26 protein-coding genes are annotated in these 23,699 nt (G+C 35.5%); 10 read left to right on the forward strand and 16 right to left on the reverse strand.

What is annotated here, in order from left to right; all coding sequences use genetic code 11:
• Positions 1–9: 9 nt before the first annotated feature.
• From JNL75_10390 to mraZ, 5 genes are all read right to left on the reverse strand, one after another.
• On the reverse strand, positions 10–1,479 hold the full coding sequence (locus JNL75_10390; protein MBL7790224.1) for a UDP-N-acetylmuramoyl-L-alanyl-D-glutamate--2,6-diaminopimelate ligase: 1,470 nt from the start codon (positions 1,477–1,479) through the stop codon (positions 10–12).
• 11 nt (positions 1,480–1,490) lie between these two features.
• Complete coding sequence (locus JNL75_10395; protein MBL7790225.1) at positions 1,491–3,440, reverse strand: transpeptidase family protein; 1,950 nt, start codon at positions 3,438–3,440, stop codon at positions 1,491–1,493.
• Between the two features lie 127 nt (positions 3,441–3,567).
• On the reverse strand, positions 3,568–3,801 hold the full coding sequence (locus JNL75_10400; GenBank protein MBL7790226.1) for a hypothetical protein: 234 nt from the start codon (positions 3,799–3,801) through the stop codon (positions 3,568–3,570).
• A gap of 326 nt (positions 3,802–4,127) precedes the next feature.
• A complete protein-coding gene (rsmH, locus tag JNL75_10405; GenBank protein MBL7790227.1) occupies positions 4,128–5,030 on the reverse strand; it encodes a 16S rRNA (cytosine(1402)-N(4))-methyltransferase RsmH in 903 nt (300 codons plus the stop codon).
• Positions 5,031–5,034: 4 nt separating this feature from the next.
• Positions 5,035–5,499, reverse strand: coding sequence for a division/cell wall cluster transcriptional repressor MraZ (gene mraZ, locus JNL75_10410; protein ID MBL7790228.1), 465 nt, complete (start codon positions 5,497–5,499; stop codon positions 5,035–5,037).
• Between the two features lie 275 nt (positions 5,500–5,774).
• Here mraZ and JNL75_10415 point away from each other — a divergent pair, with 275 nt between their 5' ends.
• Complete coding sequence (locus JNL75_10415; protein MBL7790229.1) at positions 5,775–6,137, forward strand: hypothetical protein; 363 nt, start codon at positions 5,775–5,777, stop codon at positions 6,135–6,137.
• Here the strand turns inward: JNL75_10415 and JNL75_10420 are convergent.
• Entirely contained in the window at positions 6,123–7,076 is a 954-nt protein-coding gene (locus tag JNL75_10420; protein ID MBL7790230.1) for an alpha/beta fold hydrolase, read from the reverse strand. The two genes, JNL75_10415 and JNL75_10420, sit on opposite strands and share 15 nt — an antisense overlap.
• A 519-nt stretch (positions 7,077–7,595) precedes the next feature.
• Between JNL75_10420 and JNL75_10425 the strand changes: the two genes are divergently transcribed.
• The 5 genes from JNL75_10425 (at position 7,596) to JNL75_10445 (ending at position 11,693) form a co-directional block, all read left to right on the forward strand.
• The gene (locus tag JNL75_10425; protein MBL7790231.1) at positions 7,596–8,681 is read left to right on the forward strand and encodes an Mrp/NBP35 family ATP-binding protein; all 1,086 of its coding nucleotides are present in this window, start codon (positions 7,596–7,598) and stop codon (positions 8,679–8,681) included.
• A 275-nt stretch (positions 8,682–8,956) separates the two neighbouring features.
• Positions 8,957–9,187, forward strand: a complete 231-nt coding sequence (locus tag JNL75_10430) for a hypothetical protein (protein MBL7790232.1) — start codon at positions 8,957–8,959, stop codon at positions 9,185–9,187.
• Between the two features lie 9 nt (positions 9,188–9,196).
• Entirely contained in the window at positions 9,197–9,385 is a 189-nt protein-coding gene (locus JNL75_10435; protein MBL7790233.1) for a hypothetical protein, read from the forward strand.
• A 4-nt stretch (positions 9,386–9,389) separates the two neighbouring features.
• Positions 9,390–10,115: a prolipoprotein diacylglyceryl transferase gene (locus tag JNL75_10440; protein MBL7790234.1), complete on the forward strand. Its 726-nt coding sequence runs from the start codon at positions 9,390–9,392 to the stop codon at positions 10,113–10,115.
• Between the two features lie 201 nt (positions 10,116–10,316).
• The gene (locus tag JNL75_10445) at positions 10,317–11,693 is read left to right on the forward strand and encodes a radical SAM protein (GenBank protein ID MBL7790235.1); all 1,377 of its coding nucleotides are present in this window, start codon (positions 10,317–10,319) and stop codon (positions 11,691–11,693) included.
• Between the two features lie 2 nt (positions 11,694–11,695).
• On the opposite strand, the gene JNL75_10450 is transcribed toward JNL75_10445, so the two are convergent.
• Positions 11,696–12,283 (reverse strand): DUF899 family protein, encoded by a 588-nt coding sequence (locus tag JNL75_10450; protein MBL7790236.1) that lies wholly within the window; start codon positions 12,281–12,283, stop codon positions 11,696–11,698.
• Between the two features lie 106 nt (positions 12,284–12,389).
• Entirely contained in the window at positions 12,390–13,736 is a 1,347-nt protein-coding gene (locus JNL75_10455; GenBank protein ID MBL7790237.1) for an MATE family efflux transporter, read from the reverse strand.
• A 58-nt stretch (positions 13,737–13,794) separates the two neighbouring features.
• Between JNL75_10455 and JNL75_10460 the strand changes: the two genes are divergently transcribed.
• The 3 genes from JNL75_10460 (at position 13,795) to JNL75_10470 (ending at position 16,009) form a co-directional block, all read left to right on the forward strand.
• Positions 13,795–14,619 carry a DUF3822 family protein gene (locus JNL75_10460; protein MBL7790238.1) on the forward strand — a complete coding sequence of 275 codons (825 nt, stop codon included), beginning with the start codon at positions 13,795–13,797 and terminating at the stop codon, positions 14,617–14,619.
• An 82-nt stretch (positions 14,620–14,701) separates the two neighbouring features.
• Positions 14,702–15,247, forward strand: coding sequence for an RsmD family RNA methyltransferase (locus JNL75_10465; GenBank protein ID MBL7790239.1), 546 nt, complete (start codon positions 14,702–14,704; stop codon positions 15,245–15,247).
• Positions 15,248–15,304: 57 nt separating this feature from the next.
• Complete coding sequence (locus tag JNL75_10470) at positions 15,305–16,009, forward strand: SDR family oxidoreductase (protein MBL7790240.1); 705 nt, start codon at positions 15,305–15,307, stop codon at positions 16,007–16,009.
• 8 nt (positions 16,010–16,017) lie between these two features.
• Here the strand turns inward: JNL75_10470 and JNL75_10475 are convergent, their stop codons facing one another.
• The 3 genes from JNL75_10475 to JNL75_10485 all read right to left on the reverse strand — a co-directional run bounded on the left by JNL75_10475 (position 16,018) and on the right by JNL75_10485 (position 17,633).
• A complete protein-coding gene (locus JNL75_10475; GenBank protein ID MBL7790241.1) occupies positions 16,018–16,854 on the reverse strand; it encodes a hypothetical protein in 837 nt (278 codons plus the stop codon).
• A 26-nt stretch (positions 16,855–16,880) separates the two neighbouring features.
• The gene (locus JNL75_10480; protein ID MBL7790242.1) at positions 16,881–17,153 is read right to left on the reverse strand and encodes a hypothetical protein; all 273 of its coding nucleotides are present in this window, start codon (positions 17,151–17,153) and stop codon (positions 16,881–16,883) included.
• 168 nt (positions 17,154–17,321) lie between these two features.
• Positions 17,322–17,633: a hypothetical protein gene (locus JNL75_10485; protein MBL7790243.1), complete on the reverse strand. Its 312-nt coding sequence runs from the start codon at positions 17,631–17,633 to the stop codon at positions 17,322–17,324.
• Between the two features lie 242 nt (positions 17,634–17,875).
• On the opposite strand from JNL75_10485, the gene JNL75_10490 reads away from it, so the two are divergent.
• The gene (locus tag JNL75_10490; GenBank protein MBL7790244.1) at positions 17,876–18,388 is read left to right on the forward strand and encodes a hypothetical protein; all 513 of its coding nucleotides are present in this window, start codon (positions 17,876–17,878) and stop codon (positions 18,386–18,388) included.
• 298 nt (positions 18,389–18,686) lie between these two features.
• On the opposite strand, the gene JNL75_10495 is transcribed toward JNL75_10490, so the two are convergent.
• The 5 genes from JNL75_10495 to JNL75_10515 all read right to left on the reverse strand — a co-directional run bounded on the left by JNL75_10495 (position 18,687) and on the right by JNL75_10515 (position 23,678).
• Positions 18,687–20,801: a response regulator gene (locus JNL75_10495; protein MBL7790245.1), complete on the reverse strand. Its 2,115-nt coding sequence runs from the start codon at positions 20,799–20,801 to the stop codon at positions 18,687–18,689.
• 2 nt (positions 20,802–20,803) lie between these two features.
• The gene (locus JNL75_10500; GenBank protein ID MBL7790246.1) at positions 20,804–21,499 is read right to left on the reverse strand and encodes a response regulator transcription factor; all 696 of its coding nucleotides are present in this window, start codon (positions 21,497–21,499) and stop codon (positions 20,804–20,806) included.
• Positions 21,500–21,592: 93 nt separating this feature from the next.
• A complete protein-coding gene (locus JNL75_10505) occupies positions 21,593–22,222 on the reverse strand; it encodes a PepSY-like domain-containing protein (protein MBL7790247.1) in 630 nt (209 codons plus the stop codon).
• A 113-nt stretch (positions 22,223–22,335) separates the two neighbouring features.
• Positions 22,336–22,797 carry a thermonuclease family protein gene (locus JNL75_10510; protein MBL7790248.1) on the reverse strand — a complete coding sequence of 154 codons (462 nt, stop codon included), beginning with the start codon at positions 22,795–22,797 and terminating at the stop codon, positions 22,336–22,338.
• Between the two features lie 5 nt (positions 22,798–22,802).
• Positions 22,803–23,678, reverse strand: a complete 876-nt coding sequence (locus JNL75_10515) for a class I SAM-dependent methyltransferase (GenBank protein ID MBL7790249.1) — start codon at positions 23,676–23,678, stop codon at positions 22,803–22,805.
• Positions 23,679–23,699 lie beyond the last annotated feature (21 nt).

Here is a 23,699-nt window from a genome sequence, read left to right on the forward strand (position 1 = left end):
TATTCTATTTTATTCATTTGTGATTAATTCTAAATTTTCCTTTAAGCATATTTTATCATCAAAAGGAAATTTCTGACCGTTAATTTCTTGGTATTTTTCATGCCCCTTTCCGACAAGTGCTATGACATCTTCACCAGATGCTAAGAGACATGCGGTCTTTATAGCCTCTGCTCGATCAATTACTACCAAAGTTTTTTTCGTTGCGGTTTCATCTAAACCTTTTCTCATTTCATCAATAATCTCTTTAGGATTTTCATTTCGAGGATTATCAGATGTCAAGATGACTCTATCGCTATACTGAGCTGCTAACTTGGCCATTATGGGTCGCTTTTCCTTGTCTCTATTTCCTCCACAACCTATTACAGTTATAAGTCTTCCTTGCTTATTGATTTTCCCTATTTCTATCAAAAGTTTTTCTACAGCATCTGGAGTGTGTGCATAATCTACTATTCCCTTGACTTTGGTATTCTTGGTTTGAACTATATCTATTCTTCCTTCTACGGATCGCAGTTTTGATAACTGAACGAGCACGTCGACTTTATTCATACCTAATTCCATAGCTACTGCATAACACGAGAGGGCATTGTATGCATTGAACTCGCCTACTACATTGAGACTAATTTCATTACCATCCATTTTTACCAGCATAGATTCCATACCTAATTCTAGAATCTTTACAGTATAATCGGCCATGCTATGCATTCCCATAGATTTTTTCACAGCCTTTGTATTTTGCAACATCACCTTACCATTCTTATCGTCAATATTGGTTATAGCGAAGGCCTCAATAGTTAACCCATCAAAAAACTTCTTTTTTGCTTGAATATAATTTTGAAAGGTCTGGTGATAGTCCAAATGATCATGCGTTATATTAGTAAATACTCCGCCTCGAAATTCAATGCCTGCTATTCTATCCTGATCTACTGCGTGGCTACTCACCTCCATAAAACAATACTCGCAGCCTTTTTCTACCATATACTGCATTGACTTTTGAATGGAAACAGCATCTGGCGTGGTATGTGTAGCAGGAATTGTCTCTTCACCCACCTTAATCTGGATAGTGGAAAGTAGACCTACTTTATATCCAAGAAAAGAGAACAAATCGAAAAGCATAGTTGTAGTGGAAGTTTTGCCATTGGTGCCTGTCACTCCTACAACTTTTAATTTCTCTGAAGGTCTATCATAATAATTAGAAGCTAGTAATCCTAGAGATCTTTGACTACTTTCAACTACTATGTAAGTGATTTCTTCGTGAATATTATCTGGAAGGATTTCACATACAATAGTCGAAGCTCCTTTTTCAATAGCAGATTTTATATAGATATGACCATCTACCTGAGTACCTTTCGTGGCGACAAAAAGACAGTCTGGCACAACCATGCGAGAGTCAAATACAACAGCAGATACCGCTCTATCTTTTGACAGATGATGACTATTTAAAATTTCAATACCTACTAATAAGTCAACTAAATTTTTCACCTTACTTAATTCTATCCTAATGAAATTTTCACTTCTACTCCCTTCCAAATTCGCTCGCCCGGCATGATCGATTGACTTTTTACTTTTCCTTTTCCTTCAACTTTTACTCTCATCCCCATTGACTCTAATAGATACAGAGCATCTCTTACATTAAGTTGAATCACATTAGGCATAACTGATTTTGAAGAATAAAAATTGGGCTTAACGACAACCTTGTTTTTTGAGGAAATTACCGTCACTAAATCTGTATGCACATCGTTCGATAAAATATCCCAGTCAAAATGATTCGCTACTCTATCAACCTCTATTTTCATTCCTTTAAAAGGATTTAGAAAAAGCTCATGTTTATTCTTAACTAATTCCGGGTGAATGGTTTCATCTGTAGAATACAAGCGATCTGCAATATCCTTGAAAACAGGAGCAGCAACACCACTACCGTAGTAGCCAATACTTACATTAGGTTTATTCACCACCACAATGCAAGCATAAACTGGGTTCTGAGCAGGGAAATATCCAACAAAACTTGCTTGATACTTTTTCTCCGCAAATCCCTTATTGTTTTCAGCCAAAAGATTTGTACCTGTTTTTCCTGCAATTTTATAATATTGGTTTCGAATATTACTAGCTGTACCAGAGTCTACCACTCCCTCTAACATTCTTCTTACAGCCATTATTGTTGATGGTTTAGCTATTTGTTTGTTCAAAACCTTTGGCTCAAATTTCTCAACTACCTTATCATTGTCTCTGATCTCTTTAATAATATAAGGTTGCATCAATTTACCATTATTAGCTACAGCGGCATACAAGCCCAAAACTTGTAAAGGTGTCATTCGAATTTCATAACCAATAGATAACCATGGCAAAGTAACACCTGACCAGTCTTTTACAGGTTTTAAATCAGGCGCTGATTCTCCTTTTATACCTAGTCCATACGGCTTGGTTAAATGAAACTGCTCAAGTTTTTCATAAAATTCATCTTTATTTTTATGAAAGTGTTTGTATACTGGTTTTGATATACCCACATTTGAAGATAACTCTAGAGCTTTTGATAAAGTTACTTGACCTTTTACTGGATGATCATCTTTTAATGTCAGATCATAATATTTACACTCTCCATTTTCTAAATCTATAAGTGTATTTTCATCACAATAACCTTCATCAAGCAATGCCATTACTGACGCTAGCTTCATGACTGAACCTGGTTCATTTAACTCGTTAATTGCATAATTTTTTATCTCTCTATAATTTCCATCCTTTGTCTTACCTATATTTGCTATCGCTTTTATCTCTCCCGTTTTCACGTTGATCAATATAGCACTACCATGGTCAGCCATATGATGGGTGACTGACTTATACAAAGAAGCCTCCGTGATATCCTGAAGATTAACGTCAATGGTAGTATATACATCCAATCCAGGCTTGGAACCAAATTCACTATTGTCATTTACCGGCATATATACCCCACCAGCTACTTTTTGCATTAGTACTTCTCGATTCTCTCCAGATAATTCGTCATTAAACATCCCTTCAATTCCAATCATAGTCTTACCATTTGAAGACACATAGCCAATCGAGCGTTTAGCCAATTCACCGAATGGTAATTTTCGAGTATTACTCTGAATAGTAATGAAACCTGATTTATTCTTACCCAACTTGAAAAGTGGTATCTCTCTAATTTTTTTGAAATCTTGAAACTCTACGTTTTTTGCTAATAATAGGTGTCTTGCTTTGTTTGCTCTGGCTTCTACTAAATACGATTTCCAATCTTGTTCAGTCTTTTCAGGTAAATAAAAAGACAGCAATAAAGATAAACTATCGATATGTTTTTTCCATATCGTATCTGTCAATCCATCTGCCCTAGTATCCATACGAAGTTCAAAGGTGGGAATAGTTGTAGCAAGTATTCTGGCGTCTTCTGTAAAAATATTGCCTCGCTCAGCTTCGATCTTTACTTGGAACAAAGTTAAATCGTCACCCAATTTTCTCCAATAACCATCATGTGCAGTTTGAAGATTAACTATCTTGTATATAAAGACACATCCTAGAATTAGGAGTATGGCAAATACAAAATAGGCTCGACCTATTAAATTAATCTTGTCGCTGATATTCTTTATTTTTTACTGTTAACTTGTAAGGAGGCATATCCAACTCTTCTAACCCCATATTCTGTGCTCTAGGCAACACTTCTGTCAACTTACTCTCATACATCAAATCTGACTTAATAGTCAAATAATCCCATCTTAATTCTTTGAGCTCCTTTGCTTTTTTATTGATATCCCTCACTAAATTTTGCGCCATATGACTATTCCATATATATATCATACATAGCAAAAAACAAAAAAATAAAAATTGAATGTTCTTTGATATTTTCTCAAATACCATTTGAACTAGTTCTTCTAAATTTAAATTTTTCTCTGTTGTTGCCACGAATTATTTATTCTTTTGCCACGAATTAACGGATTAATAGTTTCTTATTACCGCAGAGACGCAAAGGATGCAAAGATTGAATACTTCAATTCTACACCTTCACATCAACCTATCACCACATTATCGTATCACCACATCCATCATTAACCTCATTTTCAAATTAACATATTGACCAATTTTCAAATTCAATCAACTCATCTTTACATCATCAAACCATCACATCATCCTATTTTCTCTATCACTCTCAACTTAGCACTTCTACTTCTTGAATTTTCTTTTACTTCTTCATCGGTTGGACCTATTGGTTTTTTATTGACCAGCTTCCAGTTCCAAGCTTTTCTCCGACCGAAAATATCGGTGGTAGGCTCATCGTTAAATTCTCCATATTTCATAAAATTTTTCACGGTTCTATCTTCTAATGAATGAAAGGTTATCACGGACAGTCTTCCTCCTATTTTAATGATATTCACAATCGACTCCAACATTTTTTCCAAAACTTGCAACTCTTGATTGACCTCCATTCGAATAGATTGATAAATTGGTGCGGCATAGGTCTCAAATGTCCCAAACTGAATTCCTCTCAGTACCTCATTCAAATCATCGCTATATTGAAATTTTTTTCCTTGACGCACTTCAACAATTTTTTGAGCCAATGTCTTTGCATTTCGAACCTCACCATATTTCTGAAAAATATCTTGGAGAGCTTCCTCCGAATAGCTATTCAGAATATCCTTAGCTGTCTTAGGCATTGACTTATCCATTCTCATATCTAAATCAATATGAGATCGATAGCTAAATCCACTCGCATCATCATTGAGCTGAAATGATGAAACACCAAGATCAGCCAACACGCCATCAACTTCTTCTACACCTAAAGCTTTTAGATAATCAAATGCATATTCAAAATTTTGATGAATGAGCATCAATCTGGTATCATCAATTATATTCTGAAAAGCATTTTCGTCCTGATCAAAGGCGTAGAGTCTTCCCTTATCACCAAGCTGATTCAAGATAAATCTGGAATGCCCTCCGCCTCCATAGGTCAAGTCAACATATACGCCATCTGGCTTTAAATTGAGTGCCTCGACGGATTCATTTAAAAGAACACTTTTGTGATATTCCATACTATCACAGATCTATAGCATCTTCACTATCTCCCATGACACGCTCAGCGAGTTCTTCAAATGAAGAAGCATCAGCTTGACTGATCATGTCATTATATTTTTTCTGATCCCACAATTCATAATAGTCTTTTACTGGTGTAAGGATGATATCCTTTTTCATACCAGCGAAATCCAATAATTGATTCGGTATATTGATTCGGTCACTGCCGTCGAGAGCACATATGGTAGCGCCACTATAAAACTTACGAACGAATTCACGCTTCTCTCTATTAAAGGTATTGAGTTTATCTACTTTGGACTTCACCACTTCCCATACATCATAAGGGTAAAGTGTCAAACAATTTTCAAAACCTCTATTCACCACAAATCGATGAGCAGCTTTATCAGACATAGCCTCTTTGAGGGCAGTAGGAATTCTCATCCTGCCTTTATCATCGAGTTTTATTACTATTTCTCCTAAAAATGCCATTTCAATTCTAAAATCTCCACAAAACTACACTTAATTTTTATTTTAACCCACATTTTCCCACTTATTTTTCCATAAAAATTTGCACAAAATCAATAACCTTTGTGGATTAAATGTTAATTATCTTCAAAACTATTATTAATAAAGAATTTAAAATATGGATAACTATACTAACATTTTCAAAGTCAGTGGATAAGTTCTAAGTTATCGACAAACAAAGAAGTGGGAATCGGTGGGTAAAATTTGATAGTTTTGTATCTCAACAAATAGAAATTACGATGAAGCTGATCATTTGGCACAATAATTCTTGCTCTACGAGCAGAAAAGCCTTAGAATATTTGGCGAACCTAGGTCATGAAATTACAATTAGACCTTATCTCACCCAGCCACCATCTGAAGCGGAACTGAGAGAAGTTATAAGCAAACTAGGGCAAGATGCTTCATTTATCTTGAGAAAAAAGGAAAAGGTTTTTCAGGAGAAATTTACGAATAAAAGCCTTTCAAATCAAGACTGGATAAAGGCTATGCACGAAAATCCTTCTATTATAGAAAGACCCATAGTCGTTTCTGATAAGAAAGCCTGGATAGCGCGGCCTTTTGATAAATGGGCGGAGGAGTTTGAGAAATCAATAAGGATTTAGAAACTCCGCCGCCCTTTTCTCTGTCCAAAAAACAGACTCTAAGGACCAAAAACCAACATGACCCCCAGTTTTGGGAGACTCAAGATGTATTAACGGACTGCGCTCGGCTATTTCATAAGGGAAACAAGATGGTGATAAAAAACTATCATTTTGGGCATTGACAATGAGAACTGGGATTTTTATATTCTCTAAATAATGCAGCGAGGAAGATTTTTTCCAATAATCGAAAGCATCGCGAAATCCATGAATAGGAGCTGTAAACTGATTGTCAAAACCTTTAAAACTTTTAATCGTATCGAAATTTTCAACACTGAGTTTATCGGGAAAAGAAGGAGCTTTGGCTTCCACTTTTTTACGAAGACTTCTTAAAAAACGTCGCATATAGAAGCGATTCCACCATTTGGAAAGAAGACGCGAACTTCCGATCAAATCCAAAGGAACAGAAAAAGTCACTGCCGCTTTAATTCTCGAGTCTAACTCTTCTCCTTTTTCTCCTAAATACTTCAATGAAATATTTCCGCCCATCGAAAAGCCAATGAGATAAATAGATTCATACATGTTCTTAGAAAGAGCGTATCGAATGATAGTATCTATATCTTCCGTGTCGCCCGAATGATAAAATCTGAGTTGTTTATTCATTTTAGAACCACAGGATCGGTAATTCCATGCTAAAACATTGTATCCATTTTCCAACATATACTTGGCCATACCCTTCATATAGCGTCGACGTGAATTGCCTTCCAGTCCATGAGATAAAATAACAAGCTTATTGCTATCTTTAATATCATACCAATCTAATTCTAAAAAGTCGTCGTCTGGAGTTTCGATTTCTTCTTGCCGAGGTTTAAACAATGATACTTTTCGCAAAACATTTGGAAGAATCGTCTGTAGGTGACCATTTTTTATAAAAGAATCATAAGAAGAAGTCAAAACCGGCATAGCTCAGATAGTATCTATATTTTAAACGCTTACAAGGTTAAAAAAGTTTTCATAATCTGCAATAATTTTTTCAAAAAAGCATAGAGTATAAAGAAAAATTGTTTATCTAATAAAAGCAGCTTTTTCTTTGTGGTTGATAGTGTTATCCCAGTGCCACTCGTATTTATAGAAAATAATGCAGTAATTAGGGTTTGCTGAAAAACGCCAAAACAAATGATAGCCATAAGATTGCAAAAACTTTTCCCCCTGAATATGCAAATTGTAAAAACAAGTTTACTGGAGTTCACGCCTAAATATCTTGCATTTACCGACAAGAATATTAGGCTACTCAGAAGCACACCAACTACTTCGCCATCTTCACCTCGCAGTATGTCTATACAGCTTCGGCTTGATGGCTCGTATTTGGCGCACTTCTGAGTTTTTCAGCAGACCCTAATTAAATAGATTATATTCTAAAAAATCATTAATAAACCAAGTAAAAACACTAATTAGCTTAATATTGCTTATCAAAATAAAGCAATGATCAATCAAGAAAACGTCCTCATAGCATTGAGCAGAGTGCCAGAACCAGATTTGAAAAAAGATTTGGTCACTCTCAATATGATACAAGATATCAAAATCGACGGACAAAAAATTTCCTTCACCATAGTATTGACTACCCCTGCCTGCCCCTTAAAAGAACTTATTCATAACAATTGCGTCAAGGAATTGAAGGCTGATTTTGGGGAAGATATCGAAGTAAATATTCACATGACTTCTAACGTATCCTCAACGAGAAATAAAGACATCAATATACTCCCCAATGTCAAAAACATAGTCTGCATTTCTTCTGGCAAAGGTGGTGTAGGAAAATCTACTGTGACAGTGCAGCTGGCATTGGCTCTCAGTAAAATGGGTGCTAAGGTAGGCATACTCGACGCAGATATTCATGGACCTTCTATTCCTATCATGCTCGGCATGAAAAATAAAAAACCACAGACACGAGAGATTAAAGAAAAAATTTATATACAACCTGTTGAGTATAATGACAATTTAAAAGTACTATCCATAGGTTTCCTAATCGATGAAAGACAAGCGATAGTTTGGAGAGGTCCCATGGTCACCTCTGCTCTCAAGCAGTTTATCAATGATGTCCTTTGGGGTGATCTAGACTACCTCATCCTCGATATGCCTCCGGGAACAGGGGATGTGCAACTCACCATCGCCCAAACACTAAAAGTTACTTGTGCCGTTATCGTCTCCACCCCACAAAAAGTAGCTATAGCCGATGCTCGAAAAGCCTTATCCATGTATCGGGTGCAAGGAGTAGAAATTCCAGTAGCTGGGGTGATAGAAAATATGGCTTACTTCGTGCCGCATGATATGCCCGATAAGAAATATTATATCTTCGGTAGTGGTGGAGCGAAAAATCTAGCTTCGGATTACGAAGTCGCCTTCCTAGGTGAAGTGCCCCTCACTGAAAATCTCCGCGAATGCGCCGATAATGGTCAAGAACTTACCGCCGATAACCAAATCGTCTTAGATAGTTTTCAAACTATAGCACAGAAACTGGCTAGGGAGATATCGGTGTTGAATAGTGAAAGCTTAGTAAACTCTGTAAATTAACATTTTCTTCAGTGTATATCAAATTACGCAACGATGACAGATATTAGAATTGCGTTATCTTACCTTGTACCTATACTAACGTATACATTTGCGACAATAGGCTCTTTAATTCTGCTTGCAGGTCTTTATGATTATTTTATTCAGGATAAAAAACAAATAGGAAAAAAACTAATACTTTGGTGGTTATACGGTGGTATTTTTATACTTGTTTGCTGGATTATATTAGGTGGTATATGCATTATATATCCAACTAAATCAAATATAACTATTCATTCATGAAAACCTTGCTTGAATATTATGCAGTAGTTAGTGGATTTATTATAATAGTATTGGTAGCAGCTATATTAATTCTTTTAATAATTTTATTAATCGTATTTTTGACTAGTAATGAGAAAGCTAAATTATCTTTTATTTTAAAACTACTTGTATATTCAATTTCTGCGTTGACATTACTTGGAGGAAGTTGTTTGGTTCTTTTTGAAACAGGAGTTTTGTCTTTGCATTAAATATAAAGTATGGGAATAGCAGCAATTTTATGGATTTTACTACCTCTGATAGGTGTATTTTTCATCATAACAGGGATAATTGTATGGTTAACTGACAATTTTAAAAAAGCATCAAAGTATCTTATTGCAGGTTTGGTATGTATATTGATTTCTGGTGGTTCTTGTTTTTTAGCTCTAAAGGATTTTAATCCTAATTGATAATATGATTCCTATCAGAATTGAGGGTCTACCGACTGGTTTCAATTTTCATTTTATAATGGAAAGTTTGGCTTTTATTGTTGCGTTTCGGGTTTATTGGTACCAAAGAAAAAATTATACCGATACGATTTCAACACTTGCCAGACTAAGCACTATTTTAGGAGCCATGATTGGCGCATTAATTGGCTCTAGGTTAGTGGGCTATCTGGAGGTTTCTTCAAATTTAACTTCCATAGATTTGCGACTTCTCATGTATAATAAAAGTATAGCAGGTGGCTTCTTCGGAGGAATACTCGGCGTAGAGTTGGTCAAATTTATTTTAAAAATTAAATCGTCTACAGGTGATGTTTATGTTTTTCCGATATTAATAGGACTTATTATTGGTCGAACAGGTTGTTTTCTATCAGGAGTAGATGATGGGACGATTGGATTACCTACAGATAGTATGTTAGGCATGGATTTAGGCGATGGTATTAAAAGATTCCCTACAGCACTTTTTGAACTTATATTCGCTTTCATTTTGCTATTATTTTACATTAGAATTAGAAATTATCCAATGCCTTTAGGATATAGATTTATGATATTAATGATTCTGTATTTTATGTTTCGATTTTTTATTGAATTCTTAAAGCCTTTATATATTAGTTATCTCGGGCTAAATGCAGTTCAATGCTGTTGTATTCTTGTTTTTATTTACTACACCTTCTATTTAAAATATAAACCTAAATAACATGGGATTTTCTTTCTTTTCGTTCAGCTTTATTCCTTACCTGTTATTTGCTTTGGGTCTTTATTTATACTTGAAAGGTAATACAGAACAGAAAAAGAAGGTAGGGAAATATATTCTATTTACCATCATTGGCATACATATTCTAGGGGCTATCCTCCTTATTGTTTCATTTGGTATGTGCTTATTAAATTTAAACTAACTATGGCAGAAAGAGACTACATTTATTACGATTACACAAAAAGCTTATGTCCAGAGTGCTTGCATTTAGTTGATACTAAAATAGTATTCAAAGATGAAAAAGTATGGATGTATAAACATTGCAAAGAACACGGCAATAGCAAAACTATCATTGCAGACGATATAGAATATTATAAAAATATCCGTAACTATAACAAAGCATCGGAAATGCCAGTTCATTTTGGGACACCAGTCAAATATGGGTGCCCATATGATTGCGGGCTTTGCACAGACCATGAACAACATTCATGTTTATCATTAGTAGAATTAACTGACCGATGTAACCTTACTTGCCCAACTTGCTATGCCTCTTCTTCCCCTACTCACGGAAGACACAGGAGTTTTGAGGAAATAGAAAAAATGTTTGATACCATAGTTCGCAATGAAGGGACAGCCGATGTAGTGCAGATAAGCGGTGGCGAGCCAACTGTGCATCCTAAATTTTGGGACATTATGGATATGGCAAAAACAAAAAAAATACGCCACATTATGCTCAATACCAATGGCGTTAAAATTGCGAAGGATAAGAGATTTGCTGAAAGATTAGCTAGCTACATGCCAGACTTTGAAGTCTATCTTCAGTTTGACAGTTTAAATCCTGAAATACTAAAGACTATCCGAGGAGAAGACCTTTCTGACATTCGAATGAAAGCCATTGAGCATTTAAATGAATTCAATCTTTCTACAACACTAGTAGTTACTTTACAAAAAGGACTAAATGACCATGAAATTGGAGACACAATCCGCTATGCCTTATCTCAAAAAGCTGTCCGAGGTGTTACTTTTCAACCTACTCAAGTAGCTGGGAGAAATGTCCATTTCGATGCAGCAAATCAAAAAATAACGCTTACTGAAGTGCGAAGAAAAATCTATGAGCAAACGGATATCTTTACTCCAGAAGATATCATTCCTGTTCCATGCAATCCTGACAATTTGGCTATGGCGTATGCTCTAAAATATAATCACGAAGTTTTCGCATTGACACGCTGGGTAAATCCGCAGGACTTATTAAACAACTCAAAAAATACAATTGTTTATGAACAAGATGAAAGACTTCAAAAATATTTGTATGACATGTTTAGCACAGGAATTTCGGTAGAAAAAGCAGAAACAAAACTAGCCGAACTCATGTGCTGCCTCCCATTGATCCCTCAAGGCAATCTTGACTATTCTAATCTATTTAGAATTATTATTATGAATTTTATGGATGCTTATGACTTTGATGTGCGAGCAGTTAAAAAATCCTGCGTACATATTATCGATGATAACATGAAACTCATTCCGTTTGAAACGATGAATCTATTTTATAGAGATGGAAAGGTAAAAGAATTTCAGAAATAAAATTAATAGCCAAACTTCGGATGCCATTCTTTATCTGAATGGTGCAGCATATCCATCATAGGCCAGATAGGAGAAAATAGGTCGCCTGGACCGAATAAATCACAGGCCACGCGATAGATTTTATCTTCCTTTTTTAGAAAAGTGGTGAAGCCTGGCGTATAGCGCACCTTGCCGTCCTCTGTTTGGTGCGAAAAGCCCATATCGGAAATAAAACTAGTTTCTACTCCTGAATAGTAAGGAAATTTCCAATCTCTATTCGCGGCGAAATCTGACATAGTCTGATAATCATTTGGAGAGACCAAGGCAAAGCCACATCTATTCTGAATATGGGGTGTACTGCTACTCAGCCCATCTGCCCATAAGGTGCAATAGGGACATGATTTTCCCATATTGTGAACGACGATGAGCTCGTCATGACTTTGAAACATATCGAGCAAAGTCACCACATTACCATTCTTATCCTTAAAAGAATAATTTTCTACTTCGCTAAGACCTTCGCTTTTCGCTATGGCTACTTGTTCTTTTCTTAGAGCGGCGATTTCATCGTATTTGTCTTGAATTTTTTTCTGTATTTCTGTGTGTCCGTACATAATTTTAGATGTTAGATATTAGTCCCGATAGCTATCGGGAAGATGTTAGATTTTGGGGGCAAGCACTTCATACTTTTGACTTTCACCTTTATACTTTTAACCTCAATTATTTATCCAAATATATGATGTTTTTCTTCCAATCCATCTTATAAAAATAGATAAAACAAAAGATAAGCAAGAAAATCCAATACTCGATTTCAGCCAGCCATGCAACAAATAGACTAGACTTCATGATATGGATAAATACAAACATGTAGAGCAGGTAAAAAAACAAATTAATTGTCTCTAGATATAGTGGAATTTTTGTACTCCCCAATGCAGAGATACTATTAAAAAGTACATTTGACGAAGGGATAACTAAATAAGCCATTAACAAGGCTATCAAAGGCATGGATATATTAGTAATCACAGCTGCATCCGTCGTAAATAAGGAAACTATAGGGTAACGAAAGATATATGTCAATATTGCAAGACTAATTAAGATGGTATAATTGAGTTTGACTACTTTCCAAATTGAAGGCATAATAAGATCAATTTTTCTACTTCCTACTAATTGTCCTACAATCGTATTCGCAGTGCTGGCTAGGCAAAAACCTGGAATGGTAATAGCGGAAAACAACTGTTTTAAAACCATAGAGATAGCCAATTCTTTCTCTCCCATTTTTTCTATCAAAGAAAAGAAATATACCCATGACCCTAAGCTAAAGGCATGTAAAACTACCATAGGAGCAGCCAAGCGCATTATTTCTCTCACAAGATGAAGACTAAACTTCTTTCGAATGAGAAGTTCATAACGTTTTAAAAGATCAGATTGAAAAGCCAGATATCCCAATAAAACTACCAGTGCTATACCCTCCGAAACGACCGTAGCTGTGGCACTACCCTGATAACCCATTACAGGCATTCCCAGTTTCCCAAAGACGAGTATATAATTGAGAATAATATTGGAAATAGCTGCTGCTGCTTGAGAAAATAATAAAATCTTGGTTTGCCCTAATCCGGTGAAAAAACCAGAAAAAACTAATGTCATCATGACAATAGGCATACCATAAGAACGAATAGAGCAAACCTCAGAGGCTATTTTATGAATGGAATCATTATCTATGATAAATTTTAAAAAATAAGCATTGGAACTATACAAGATGCCAAAGAGCAAAAGTCCAATCGGAAATAAAACAACCAAGGCATGTTGGACTATAGAGCCTATATTTGAAAAATTTTCGGCTCCGAAATTTTGAGAAACGAGAATCTGAATACTTCGTGAAAAACTCCAACCTATCATAATAATGATAAGCAGAAAAATATTGGCCATTCCCATACCATCCATAGCCAAAGTACCTAACTTCCCCATGAAAGCAGTATCTACGATAGCAGAAATAGTCTCGCTAATACCCCCTAACATGATAGGTAGAGCTATTTGGAAAATTTCTTTGTAACTTGGTATTCTTTCCATAACTTTGCAAAGTAAGAGAATTATATTTAAATTAACGTTTATATCAATCAAATCACCCATGGAGAACAAATTATTAAAAGTACTGCACGCCTATCATCCTAATGAAAACATGAAATTTGAAAAGGCTGATATACTTGTGTATAGAGATGCCTTGATTTTGACAGGATACGAAAAGATAGGCCAACCGATGAGTGCTTTCGTTCATTTCCAATTTCGTGATTTAAACATACCTGGGGTCTATTCTACACAGATTCAAATGGCATTAGACCAGATACCTGCAGCATACCGTTCTGCTGTGATTAAAAATGTATTTCATTGTGAATCTACATTTGTTCTCGTACCTCAAACCGAGTTAGCTGGCATAGATAGTTATTCTGCCTACCGAACTATATATAGCGAACCAGCAGAGAAGCTATTGGTGGATGATTTGGATACGATTCGTTCGCGTGAATTTTACAACTATCCGTTCAGAGTCTATAATGATTTGTTTTTCACCTTTGAGAATGCACAATTCTTTTCATATCATAGACCTAGCTTTGAAGTACTAAAAAGAAAATCAACTAGTAAAGATTTGACCTTTGTGTCTATCAAAACTAAATTCCTTGAGTTTATTCTTTTTAGAAATGGTGAATTAATCCAATGCAATACCTTTGATGCATCTTCTAAAGACTATGCGAGTATTATCGCTCGAAATATGAAGGAGTTTAATGTAGATCCTAATTCCTCTGATATCTTTATCACGAGTGTGAGAAAAGAAGAAAATGCTGAAATTTTCACTCAATTGAAAAATCATTTTCCTGCATTCAATTCAAAAGCGGAAGAGACCTTTGGTTTTCCTTTATCCTTCTGGGAGATTTATGGAGATTTAATTCTTTGCAGCTAAATAAAGTTTCAAGTTACAAGGTTATAGCTACTAGATAATGATATCAACTGGCAACTAGCGACTTAAAACTAGTAACTATCAAATGCGGATAATAGGCGGAATACATAAAGGCTACAAACTCAATCAACCCAAATTAGAGCCTACAAGACCTACGACAGATTTAGCTAAAGAGGCATTATTTAATATCCTCGATAATTATTTCAATTTTGATAATATCCGTTTTCTTGATTTATTTGGTGGAACAGGAAATATAAGCCTTGAGTTTGGATCGCGCGGCTGTAGCGATATCACGACGGTAGAACTCAATACTGAAGCCATCAAATTTATAACTAAAACATCTGAAAAACTGGAGTTAAAAGGGCATCGTATTTTACAAATGGATGTCTTTGACTATATCGAAAATTGTCGTGAATCTTTTGATGTCATTTTTGCAGGACCCCCTTATAAACTTCCAAATCTGGCCATGATTCCAGACCTTATAATTCAAAAAGAAATCATAGAGGGACAGGGCTGGTTCATTCTCGAACATGATCCGAAATACAATTTTGACACCCACCCGCATCTTTGGAAACGAAGAAACTATGGGCAAACGAATTTTAGTATTTTTACAAATGCTATTAACAACTAATAGTGAATAGTTAATAACGAATAGTTTTTTTGACAACATACAAACTGAAAATACCATATGAATATCATTGTTACTGGTTCTAGCCGCGGTATAGGCTTAGCCATTTTAGAAAAATACGCATATGTAGGATGGAATCTTGCTTTTTGTAGTAAGAATCCAGACAGCGTGACTAAGGCGAAACAGCATCTTCAAAGTATCAATGCGAATATAAAAATTTATGCGGAAGCACTTGATATGGAAAACCAAGACGCCGTATTGCGTTTTGCAAAGAACTGCCTTAAAGAATTCGGCAGTATAGATATCCTCGTCAATAATGCTGGACTTTTTCAACAAGGAGACCTGTGCGCTGAAAACTTTGATGATAGTTTAGACTACTTAATGCGAGTCAATTTATTTAGTGCATATTGGATGGGCAAATGTATCATTCCCCAAATGATAAAAAATAAATCCGGCCATGTTTTTAATATTTCTTCTATTGCTGGTCTGAAAGATTATGATAATGGAGGTGGATATACCGTAGCGAAATTTGCACTCACAGGATACACCAAACAAATCCGTAATGAGTTAAAATCTAAACATGTGAAGGTGACAGGTATTTATCCTGGAGCAGTATTGACGGATAGCTGGGCAGGGGTAGACCTACCTGATAATCGATTTATTCAGCCAAGCGATATAGCCGAAATAATATATACAACATCGCAATTATCACCCAGCGCCTGTGTCGAGGATATTATCATAAGACCACAAGAAGGGGATATCTAATACCAATGTTACAAATAATAAGCTAAGATAAATCGAAATACAGGAGTATTGTTCGAAACATCGCTATTGTTGGGATCCGTATTGTGATAGTAGCTTGTGTTAAAGCTAAAGGCCGTACGATTGATTTTATATTTAATGGTAGCCATAGCATATACGCTGGTAAGTGCCAATTGAGACTTAGTATTAGTAAAAGTTAAAGTTCTACCTTTTTTATTTCGCAAAACATTTGTCGTATAGTATTCCGATGTGCCACCAATAGCTCCTACTGAAAGAGGAATCGTTAGTTTTCCTTTTGGATGAAAAACAGATTTGAAAATAAAGATATGACTCAAGTCTAGCTGCACAGCAATATCTGTCGTCGTACCTAATAAAAACATAGGAGTGAGTGTGGGAGATAAAATTTTATTTTCCCAAGTGATGTAGGGGCTTATCATATGTGCAGCACTCGATGCTACTTGCTTGGTAGTATAATACTGACTAAACGTATAATCGATACCTGTCGAAAAATAGTCTGATAGATCGATACTATAGCCTGCGCTGAGGTTGAAATTATCTAACTTCTTCGAGCTATCCATAGGCATATAAGTGAGATTGGCTCCTGCATATAAACCCGATTTATGGTAAAAAACGGCTCCTGGTCTTAGGTAGAATACATTCGTAGTCATAGCCTGACCTACTTGTGCGAGATTGTTTCCTGTCTGAATAGAAAATTTAGCTTCGTTGTAGGTTTTGATTATTGTAGTGTCTTGTATAGTATCTGTAATAGCTGAAGTGCTATCTACCTGCGCTTCTGTATATAAGAAACTTATTGTAAAAATATTTACTACTATCCACTTCGATACCATTGATTAAATTAGAATTGATAAAAAAATTAGCGCCCTCTGCCTTCGCGATTTTCTCTGCGAGCTTCTTTCGATTCGCGCCTTGCTTCTTGTGCATCCCGCTTAGCCTCTTTCGCTTCACGTCGTGCTTCTTGAGCATCTCTTTTAGCTTCACGGGCATCCTTTCGAGCTTCTCTAGCTTCTTGCTTAGCTTCCCGAGCTGTTCGCTTGGCTTCGCGCATATCTTGTTTAGCATCTTGGATAGACTTGCGATTCTCTCTATTTTCTGCATTCGGCTTTTCTTGTGCAGAGGATACACTCATGAATAGGAAGTAAAAAACAACCAAGAAAAAATATCGTTTCATTTGCTTGTTATTGAATGACAAAACTACTAAGAATCTTATATACACAGACAAGAGATTATAGTCAGAAGTTTAAATTAGCCTATTGGTGAAGGCAGGACCAATTCACCAATAGGCTCTATATTTTCACTATGGCTTCTTATTCTCTCTAGCCTCTTTCTTGGCTTCACGAGCGTCCTTTCTTGCCTCTCTAGCCTCTTTTTTTGCTTCACGAGCTTCTTTACGCTCTTCTTTGGCTTCTTTTTTAGCTTCACGCGCCTCCTTACGGTCTTCTTTAGCTTCTTTACGATCCTCTTTGGCTTCTTTTTTGGCTTCTCTAGCCTCTTTCTTAGCTTGCCTTGCTTCTTTTCTTGCCTCCTTATTTTCTCTAGGAGCCTCCTGAGCAGCAAGTTGGTTCAAAGCAAAAAATCCAAATGCTAACAATAAAAATAATTTTTTCATGACTTAAAAATTTAATGGGTTAAAAACTGATACAAAAGTAAAGGCTATCTAGAGGGCATCAAAATTTAGTCGATGAATCGGGATAAATTTGCGACGAAAGGGTTGAGAGAGAAATCAAAAAGTGATAGTTGCGAGGTTTGGATTATTTTTGAAAATGTTTGATATATCTGACATAAAATGAATCTTTGTACATTTGCGCTAACAGAATTAGTATTTACATAAAAAAAATAACAATGATAAAAATGAATATTCTAGGACTTTTTTGTCTTTTCAGCTTAACTGCTAATTATGTTGCTGGACAAACAAGTACAATAGATATTGAATACTCGGATTTAGCAGAACTAACAATTAATACAAAGAAAATTGACGGCAAGACAAATGTTAATGCTTTAATAGAGAATCTGGGAAAACCAAGCAAAATAGAAGATTACCCTAGTGGTGAGAAAAGTTATTTTTATGAAGAGTTTGGAATAGTATTTTTCACTTCAAAAGGTCAAATAAAAGAACTTGGAATAAACTATAACTGGGATGGCGATAAAAAATTTCCTGAACAAGCCTTTAAGGGAACGTTAAAAATAGGAGGAACTGAAATTACTGGTGAGACAGTGAGTGAATCTATAGCAGGAATAGAATCTATTAAATTTGTTTGTCCTATGCCTATGATTTGTGCTTCAGAAAATCAAAATGTAAAAACAAATTGTTTAATTGCGTTTAAAGATAAAAAACTAACTCAAGTAACTTTCCTTATAAAATAAAGAAAACTACCTTTTGCCTATTTTTACAACTACTTTACTTCCATATGATGAGCATCTCAAAGAGAACTCGGCTAACATAACATCTTACTGCAACCTCTCTGAGTCCCTTGGTAGGAGAGTCAGAGAAGAGAAAGATTCCTAATTTACAAGAAAAAAACTTTGTGTCCTCTGCACCACCTTTGTGTCCTTTGCGGTAAAAAAATAAACATCTGGAGCATCATAATACATCTTATCCACAGCTATGCATATCTTCAGACTAGCTTCATGTGATAGTGAATATTCAAATTTACAAGGTTCTCTATTCTACCTCCCCCTTCACCTTCTCAAACAAATATTCTACTAAAAAGTAATTATTATAATTCATAGGTAATTCTTTTAAGTTATCTATCGATTGAAATATTTCAATGAATTTTTCATCGGTACCGATATAGCCATTATTGGTTTTTAAGGTATGAGCAGTAGCTTTGATAAGGTCTAAATTATCTTCAAAAAAGGCCTTCCGCAGCTTTTCATTTTCTATAGGTGTTTGTTTTAGAAATTCAGTTTTTAAATCTTGGATGAAAGCTTCATTGTCACCTGAGAGTTTTTTGAGATAGTCATGATTGATAAGATGGATATGCTGAATATGACTATACATGGACAATAAATAAAATAACTCGGACTTATCTATAGGTTTGGCGATGTGAGCATGCATGCCAGCTGCATAGCAGTCGAGTATATCCTGCTTGCGCGTATGCGCCGTCATGCCTATGATAGGAAGTTTAAGATTAAGTTCATTTCTGATATGTCGAGCACAGGTATAGCCATCCATGCCCGGCATTTGAATATCGAGTAGTATGATATCGAATACTTGATTTTTCAGTATATCTAAAGCTTCCATAGCTGAAACGGCATAGGTAGTATTGAGTCCTGGTGGTTCCAACCAATTTTGAATTAATTTGGTATTTAAACTATTGTCTTCTATGACGAGTATATTTGTTCCTCGAATGATTTCGTAGTCACTTGGAGCTATAGTTTGCTCTATTATAGTATTCTTTTCTATTTGAATAGGAATTGTAACCTTGAATCTACTTCCCATGCCCAGTTTGGAATCTAGTTCTATTTTCCCGTTCATGATATCTACGAGTTGTTTCACAATAGCCAGTCCCAGCCCTGTGCCTCCGTAGTTTCTTGTGATATTATTGTCTGCCTGCTCGAAGCGGTCAAAGATGGTCGATATTTTGGAGGCCTCGATACCGATACCCGTATCTGAAACGACAATCTCTAGTAAGTATTGGGTTTCTTCTTGGTGGAGATTTAATTGTAGAGTTATTGTACCCTTGGCGGTAAATTTTTGTGCATTGGAAAGAAGATTCGAACCTATTTGAATCAGCTTGACTTGGTCTCCTACAGCAGTATTACCTTGTTTGATATTACTTTGGATTTCTAATTGAATACCCTTATCCTCAATCATTTTTCTATAAGAACTATCGAGAATATGGACAAGTTGCTTCAACTGAAAAGGCTTAGCATTTAATTCTAATCTACCTTCCTCCATTTTCGCTACATCTAGAACTTGGTTGACAATAAACATCAATTGTCCGCCTGCATTTTTAAGCGTTTGCACCATTTCACTCAATCTTGCTGTCAGTTTTTCCCTTTCCATGAGTGAAGTAAAACCGAGAATCACATTGAGGGGCGTTCGTATCTCATGACTCATATTGGCTATAAAATCATCTTTGATTTTATGTAGTTTGATTTCTTTCATCTTCGCCTGCTCTAGCTCGGTGATCAATACTTGTTGACGTTTGATTTTATTGAATATATATATCAATGCCAAAGTAATTAGCAATGTGGATATGACGATAAGTATAACATTGAGTCGTTGGGTATTGCGTTCAGTCGTTTTAATTTCCTCAGATTTTTCTCTTACCTTTTTTTCCGTGATTTCTTCTAGCTGATACAATTGGTCGTTGATGATGTCATTCCATTCTGCGCTTGCTTTGATTTCTGTTATAATGTTTGGAGAAATTTTATCCTGCTTTTTAAAGGCATCTATTATCCTTTGACACAGATCTAATTTCTTCGACAAATATCGATCGAACTCTTGGTATATAGCTTCCTGCTTATGCTGATAATACATAGCTTGAAGATAATTTGATGAAAGTTTTATAATTTTAACTTCCCTTTCAATTTCGTCTATACTTTCTTTACTTCTATCGTTAATGACTCTGGATAGTGCATTGTCCATTAGCACCAGATGTATTTGAAAGAATTGAATATTACTCGATAGCTCCAGTTCTTCTACTAGCTCATCATTATTTTCTATAAGATATTTTGTAGAGGTATATGATTTATAGTTTAAAAAAACTAGGACTCCAAAAGCAAGTAGGAAGATAATGAAAACAAAAAACTGAGTGGATTTGCCAAACATATCTAGGAGTATCGGTTCATTTTCTCTAATAAAGATTTTTTATAGGAATCTGCTATGGGAATATCATTCGAGCCAATATGTATGGTATGGTCATGTAGCTTATCGATACAGTTCAGCGCCACAATATAAGAGCGATGTACGCGCACGAAATGTAGAGAATTTAATTTTTCTTCAATATTTTTCATCGTGATACGCATGGCATAATTTTTATACCTAGTATGTATTTTTACATAGTCGCCTAGTGCTTCGAAATAGGTAACTTCGGATAGAAGAATTTTTATCAATACCCCTTTATCTTTGATATAAAAATATTCTTCTTCATTCGAATTATTCTGCTGTCTATACTGATTTACTTCTTTGAGCTTGTCGATAGCCACAGACAGTCTTTCTATGCTCACTGGTTTGACTACATAGTCTATGACATTTGTATAGAATGCATCGATCGCATATTCTGTCTTACCTGTAGTGAAGATAATCCAGACTTTTTTCGCAGAGGCATGTCGTGCTAATTCCAGACCATTCATTTCAGGCATTTCGATATCGAGCAGCATAAAGTCAATGCTTCCTTTTGCAATAAACTCCATAGCTTCAGCTGCACTTTCACATTCCCCTAAGAATTCGATATTAGGTATTCCAGCAGCGATATGTTTTAATGCCATTCGCGCTAGTTTATTATCATCGACTATGATATATCTCACTAGATTCTATTTTACTTGTGTAAATATAATAAGAAGAGGCTGTTCAATAGAAATTAAACAGCCTCTCAAAACAAAAACTATGAAAACAAAATCTTATTTCTTTCTTTTCTTTCTTCCGTGCTTGTCTTTAACTGTTACGGTAGATACAAAATTTCCATTGGCATCAAAGGCGAGACCTTGATAGGTGCCATCTGCTAAAACCAAAATCACTTTATAAGTACTATCTTCCATTTTAATAGCTTTATGAATACTAGCGGTAGCATAGTTTGCAGTAATATATGCACTGGCATTTGCCGGCAAATCAGCTACAGCAATTTCTGTTCCTTTTCTATGTTTGTGACCTCTTAATAGTTCTTTGACAAAATTACCATTGGCATCAAACAATAAGCCTATATGAGAACCATCTGCTTTCACTATTTTGATAAAGAAATTTCCGAGTGAATCTACACCAGCTTTTTCTATACTAGCACCAGCATAGTTCGTGTTGATATAAGAAGTAATTTCAGAACGAACTGAAGCGACATCAATTTGGGTAATATCCCTACATTTTTTGCGCACCGCTGGTGAGTCTGTAGCATCAGCACTTGCGCCCATTTTTAGAAAATCGGTCACATCTTCTACATCGGCACTCGTATCCAAGGCATCTTCCTTTTGACAAGAAATGATGGTAAAAGCAAATAAAATTGCTAGTAACAAGCTGTTTTTAATTTGTGGTCTGTTCATAACTTTAAAATTTAAATTGTTCAAAAATCTAACGCAAAGTTAAATCAGCAAGTATGAAGGAGTATATGATATGCGATGAAAGGGGGAATATTTGCGACGAAGGGTTCCACGAGCTATAATTTTCGCCACTCCCAAGGAGCAACTGGCTCTTTTTCTCGCCATAATCCCATTTTATTTTTCCGTGCTTCGATTTCTAAATCGGCATATTCTTTGCTCTTAGAGTATTTTTTAAAATGCCAAGCCAATCCATTTCGAACCAACTCCTTGTTAAGGCATTTATCTTTATAATATATTTCTGCTATCCATCGTCCGTTTCTATCTTTCACCTTGTTCCATAATACTTTTACTTCTCTGCCAAAGCAAAAGTCCGAACCAAATTTCTTAGCAGCTTGACCAAAGGCTTGTTTCTTTTCAGGACAATCCACATGTTCGAGGCGTATCGTGACTTGGGTTTTTTCTATGAGTACAATGTAAGTATCTCCATCTTTCACACCAATGACTTTAGCGGAAATAAAATCGCTAGCATAAAAATATGTATGTGCAAAAAAGAATATAACAGCTAGAATGAATTTCATTAAATTCAAGATGAGAAAATTACTCTTCCACAAACACCCAATGGCAATTTTTTATTTTCTCCATAAGGAATAAACTGCTCCATGCATTGCGAAGCTTCTGACCATAATCCTACTTCTTTGAGAATATTTTCTAGTAAAAGCGGTGTAATATTGAGCGAATACAAATTAATAATGAGAAATGATTTATTTTCTTCTAGCACTTGCTTGCATAAGATCAAGAGATGAAATAATTCTTTTTCTAGCACCCATTTCTCTCCATTCGGTCCTCTACCATATGCTGGAGGGTCTAGGAGAATAGCAGTATATTTTTTACTTCGTTTTATTTCTCTTTGCAAATATTTGATAGCATCTTCTACTACCCATGAAATATTTGATTCTAATTTGGAAATTTCTCTATTTTCATTAGCCCAGTTAACCACTTGCTTCACCGCATCGACATGGGTTACTTTATATCCTGCTATATTTCCCACCAAGCTTGCTACGCCAGTATAGGCAAAGAGATTGAGCAAATTGCCAGATAAAGAATTTTCTCTGCTATGCTGACAAATAAAATTCCAATTATCCCATTGTTCGGGGAAAATACCCACATGTTTAAATGAAGTAAGCGCTAATTTTACTTGTACAGGTTGGTCTAAAAATTTACCTAAAGAAATTATCCAGTTGTTTGGAACTTTGGAACTTAAAATCCAATTTCCACTATCCTCTTTATTGGATTTGATGTCTTCTTTTTTCCGTTCATAAAATGCGTCCACTTCTTTTCGCCAATCATCTAGCGGCTTCTTCAGAGCCCAAAGAGCCTGCGGTTCAGGGCGAGCTAGAACGTATGCACCAAATCGTTCAATCTTATAAAAATCGCCGCAATCGAGGAGTTGATAGTCCATACATATAGTCTAAAGTTAAAA

Source organism: Chitinophagales bacterium, assembly GCA_016787225.1.
In the GTDB taxonomy this organism is placed as follows: domain Bacteria; phylum Bacteroidota; class Bacteroidia; order Chitinophagales; family JADJOU01; genus CHPMRC01.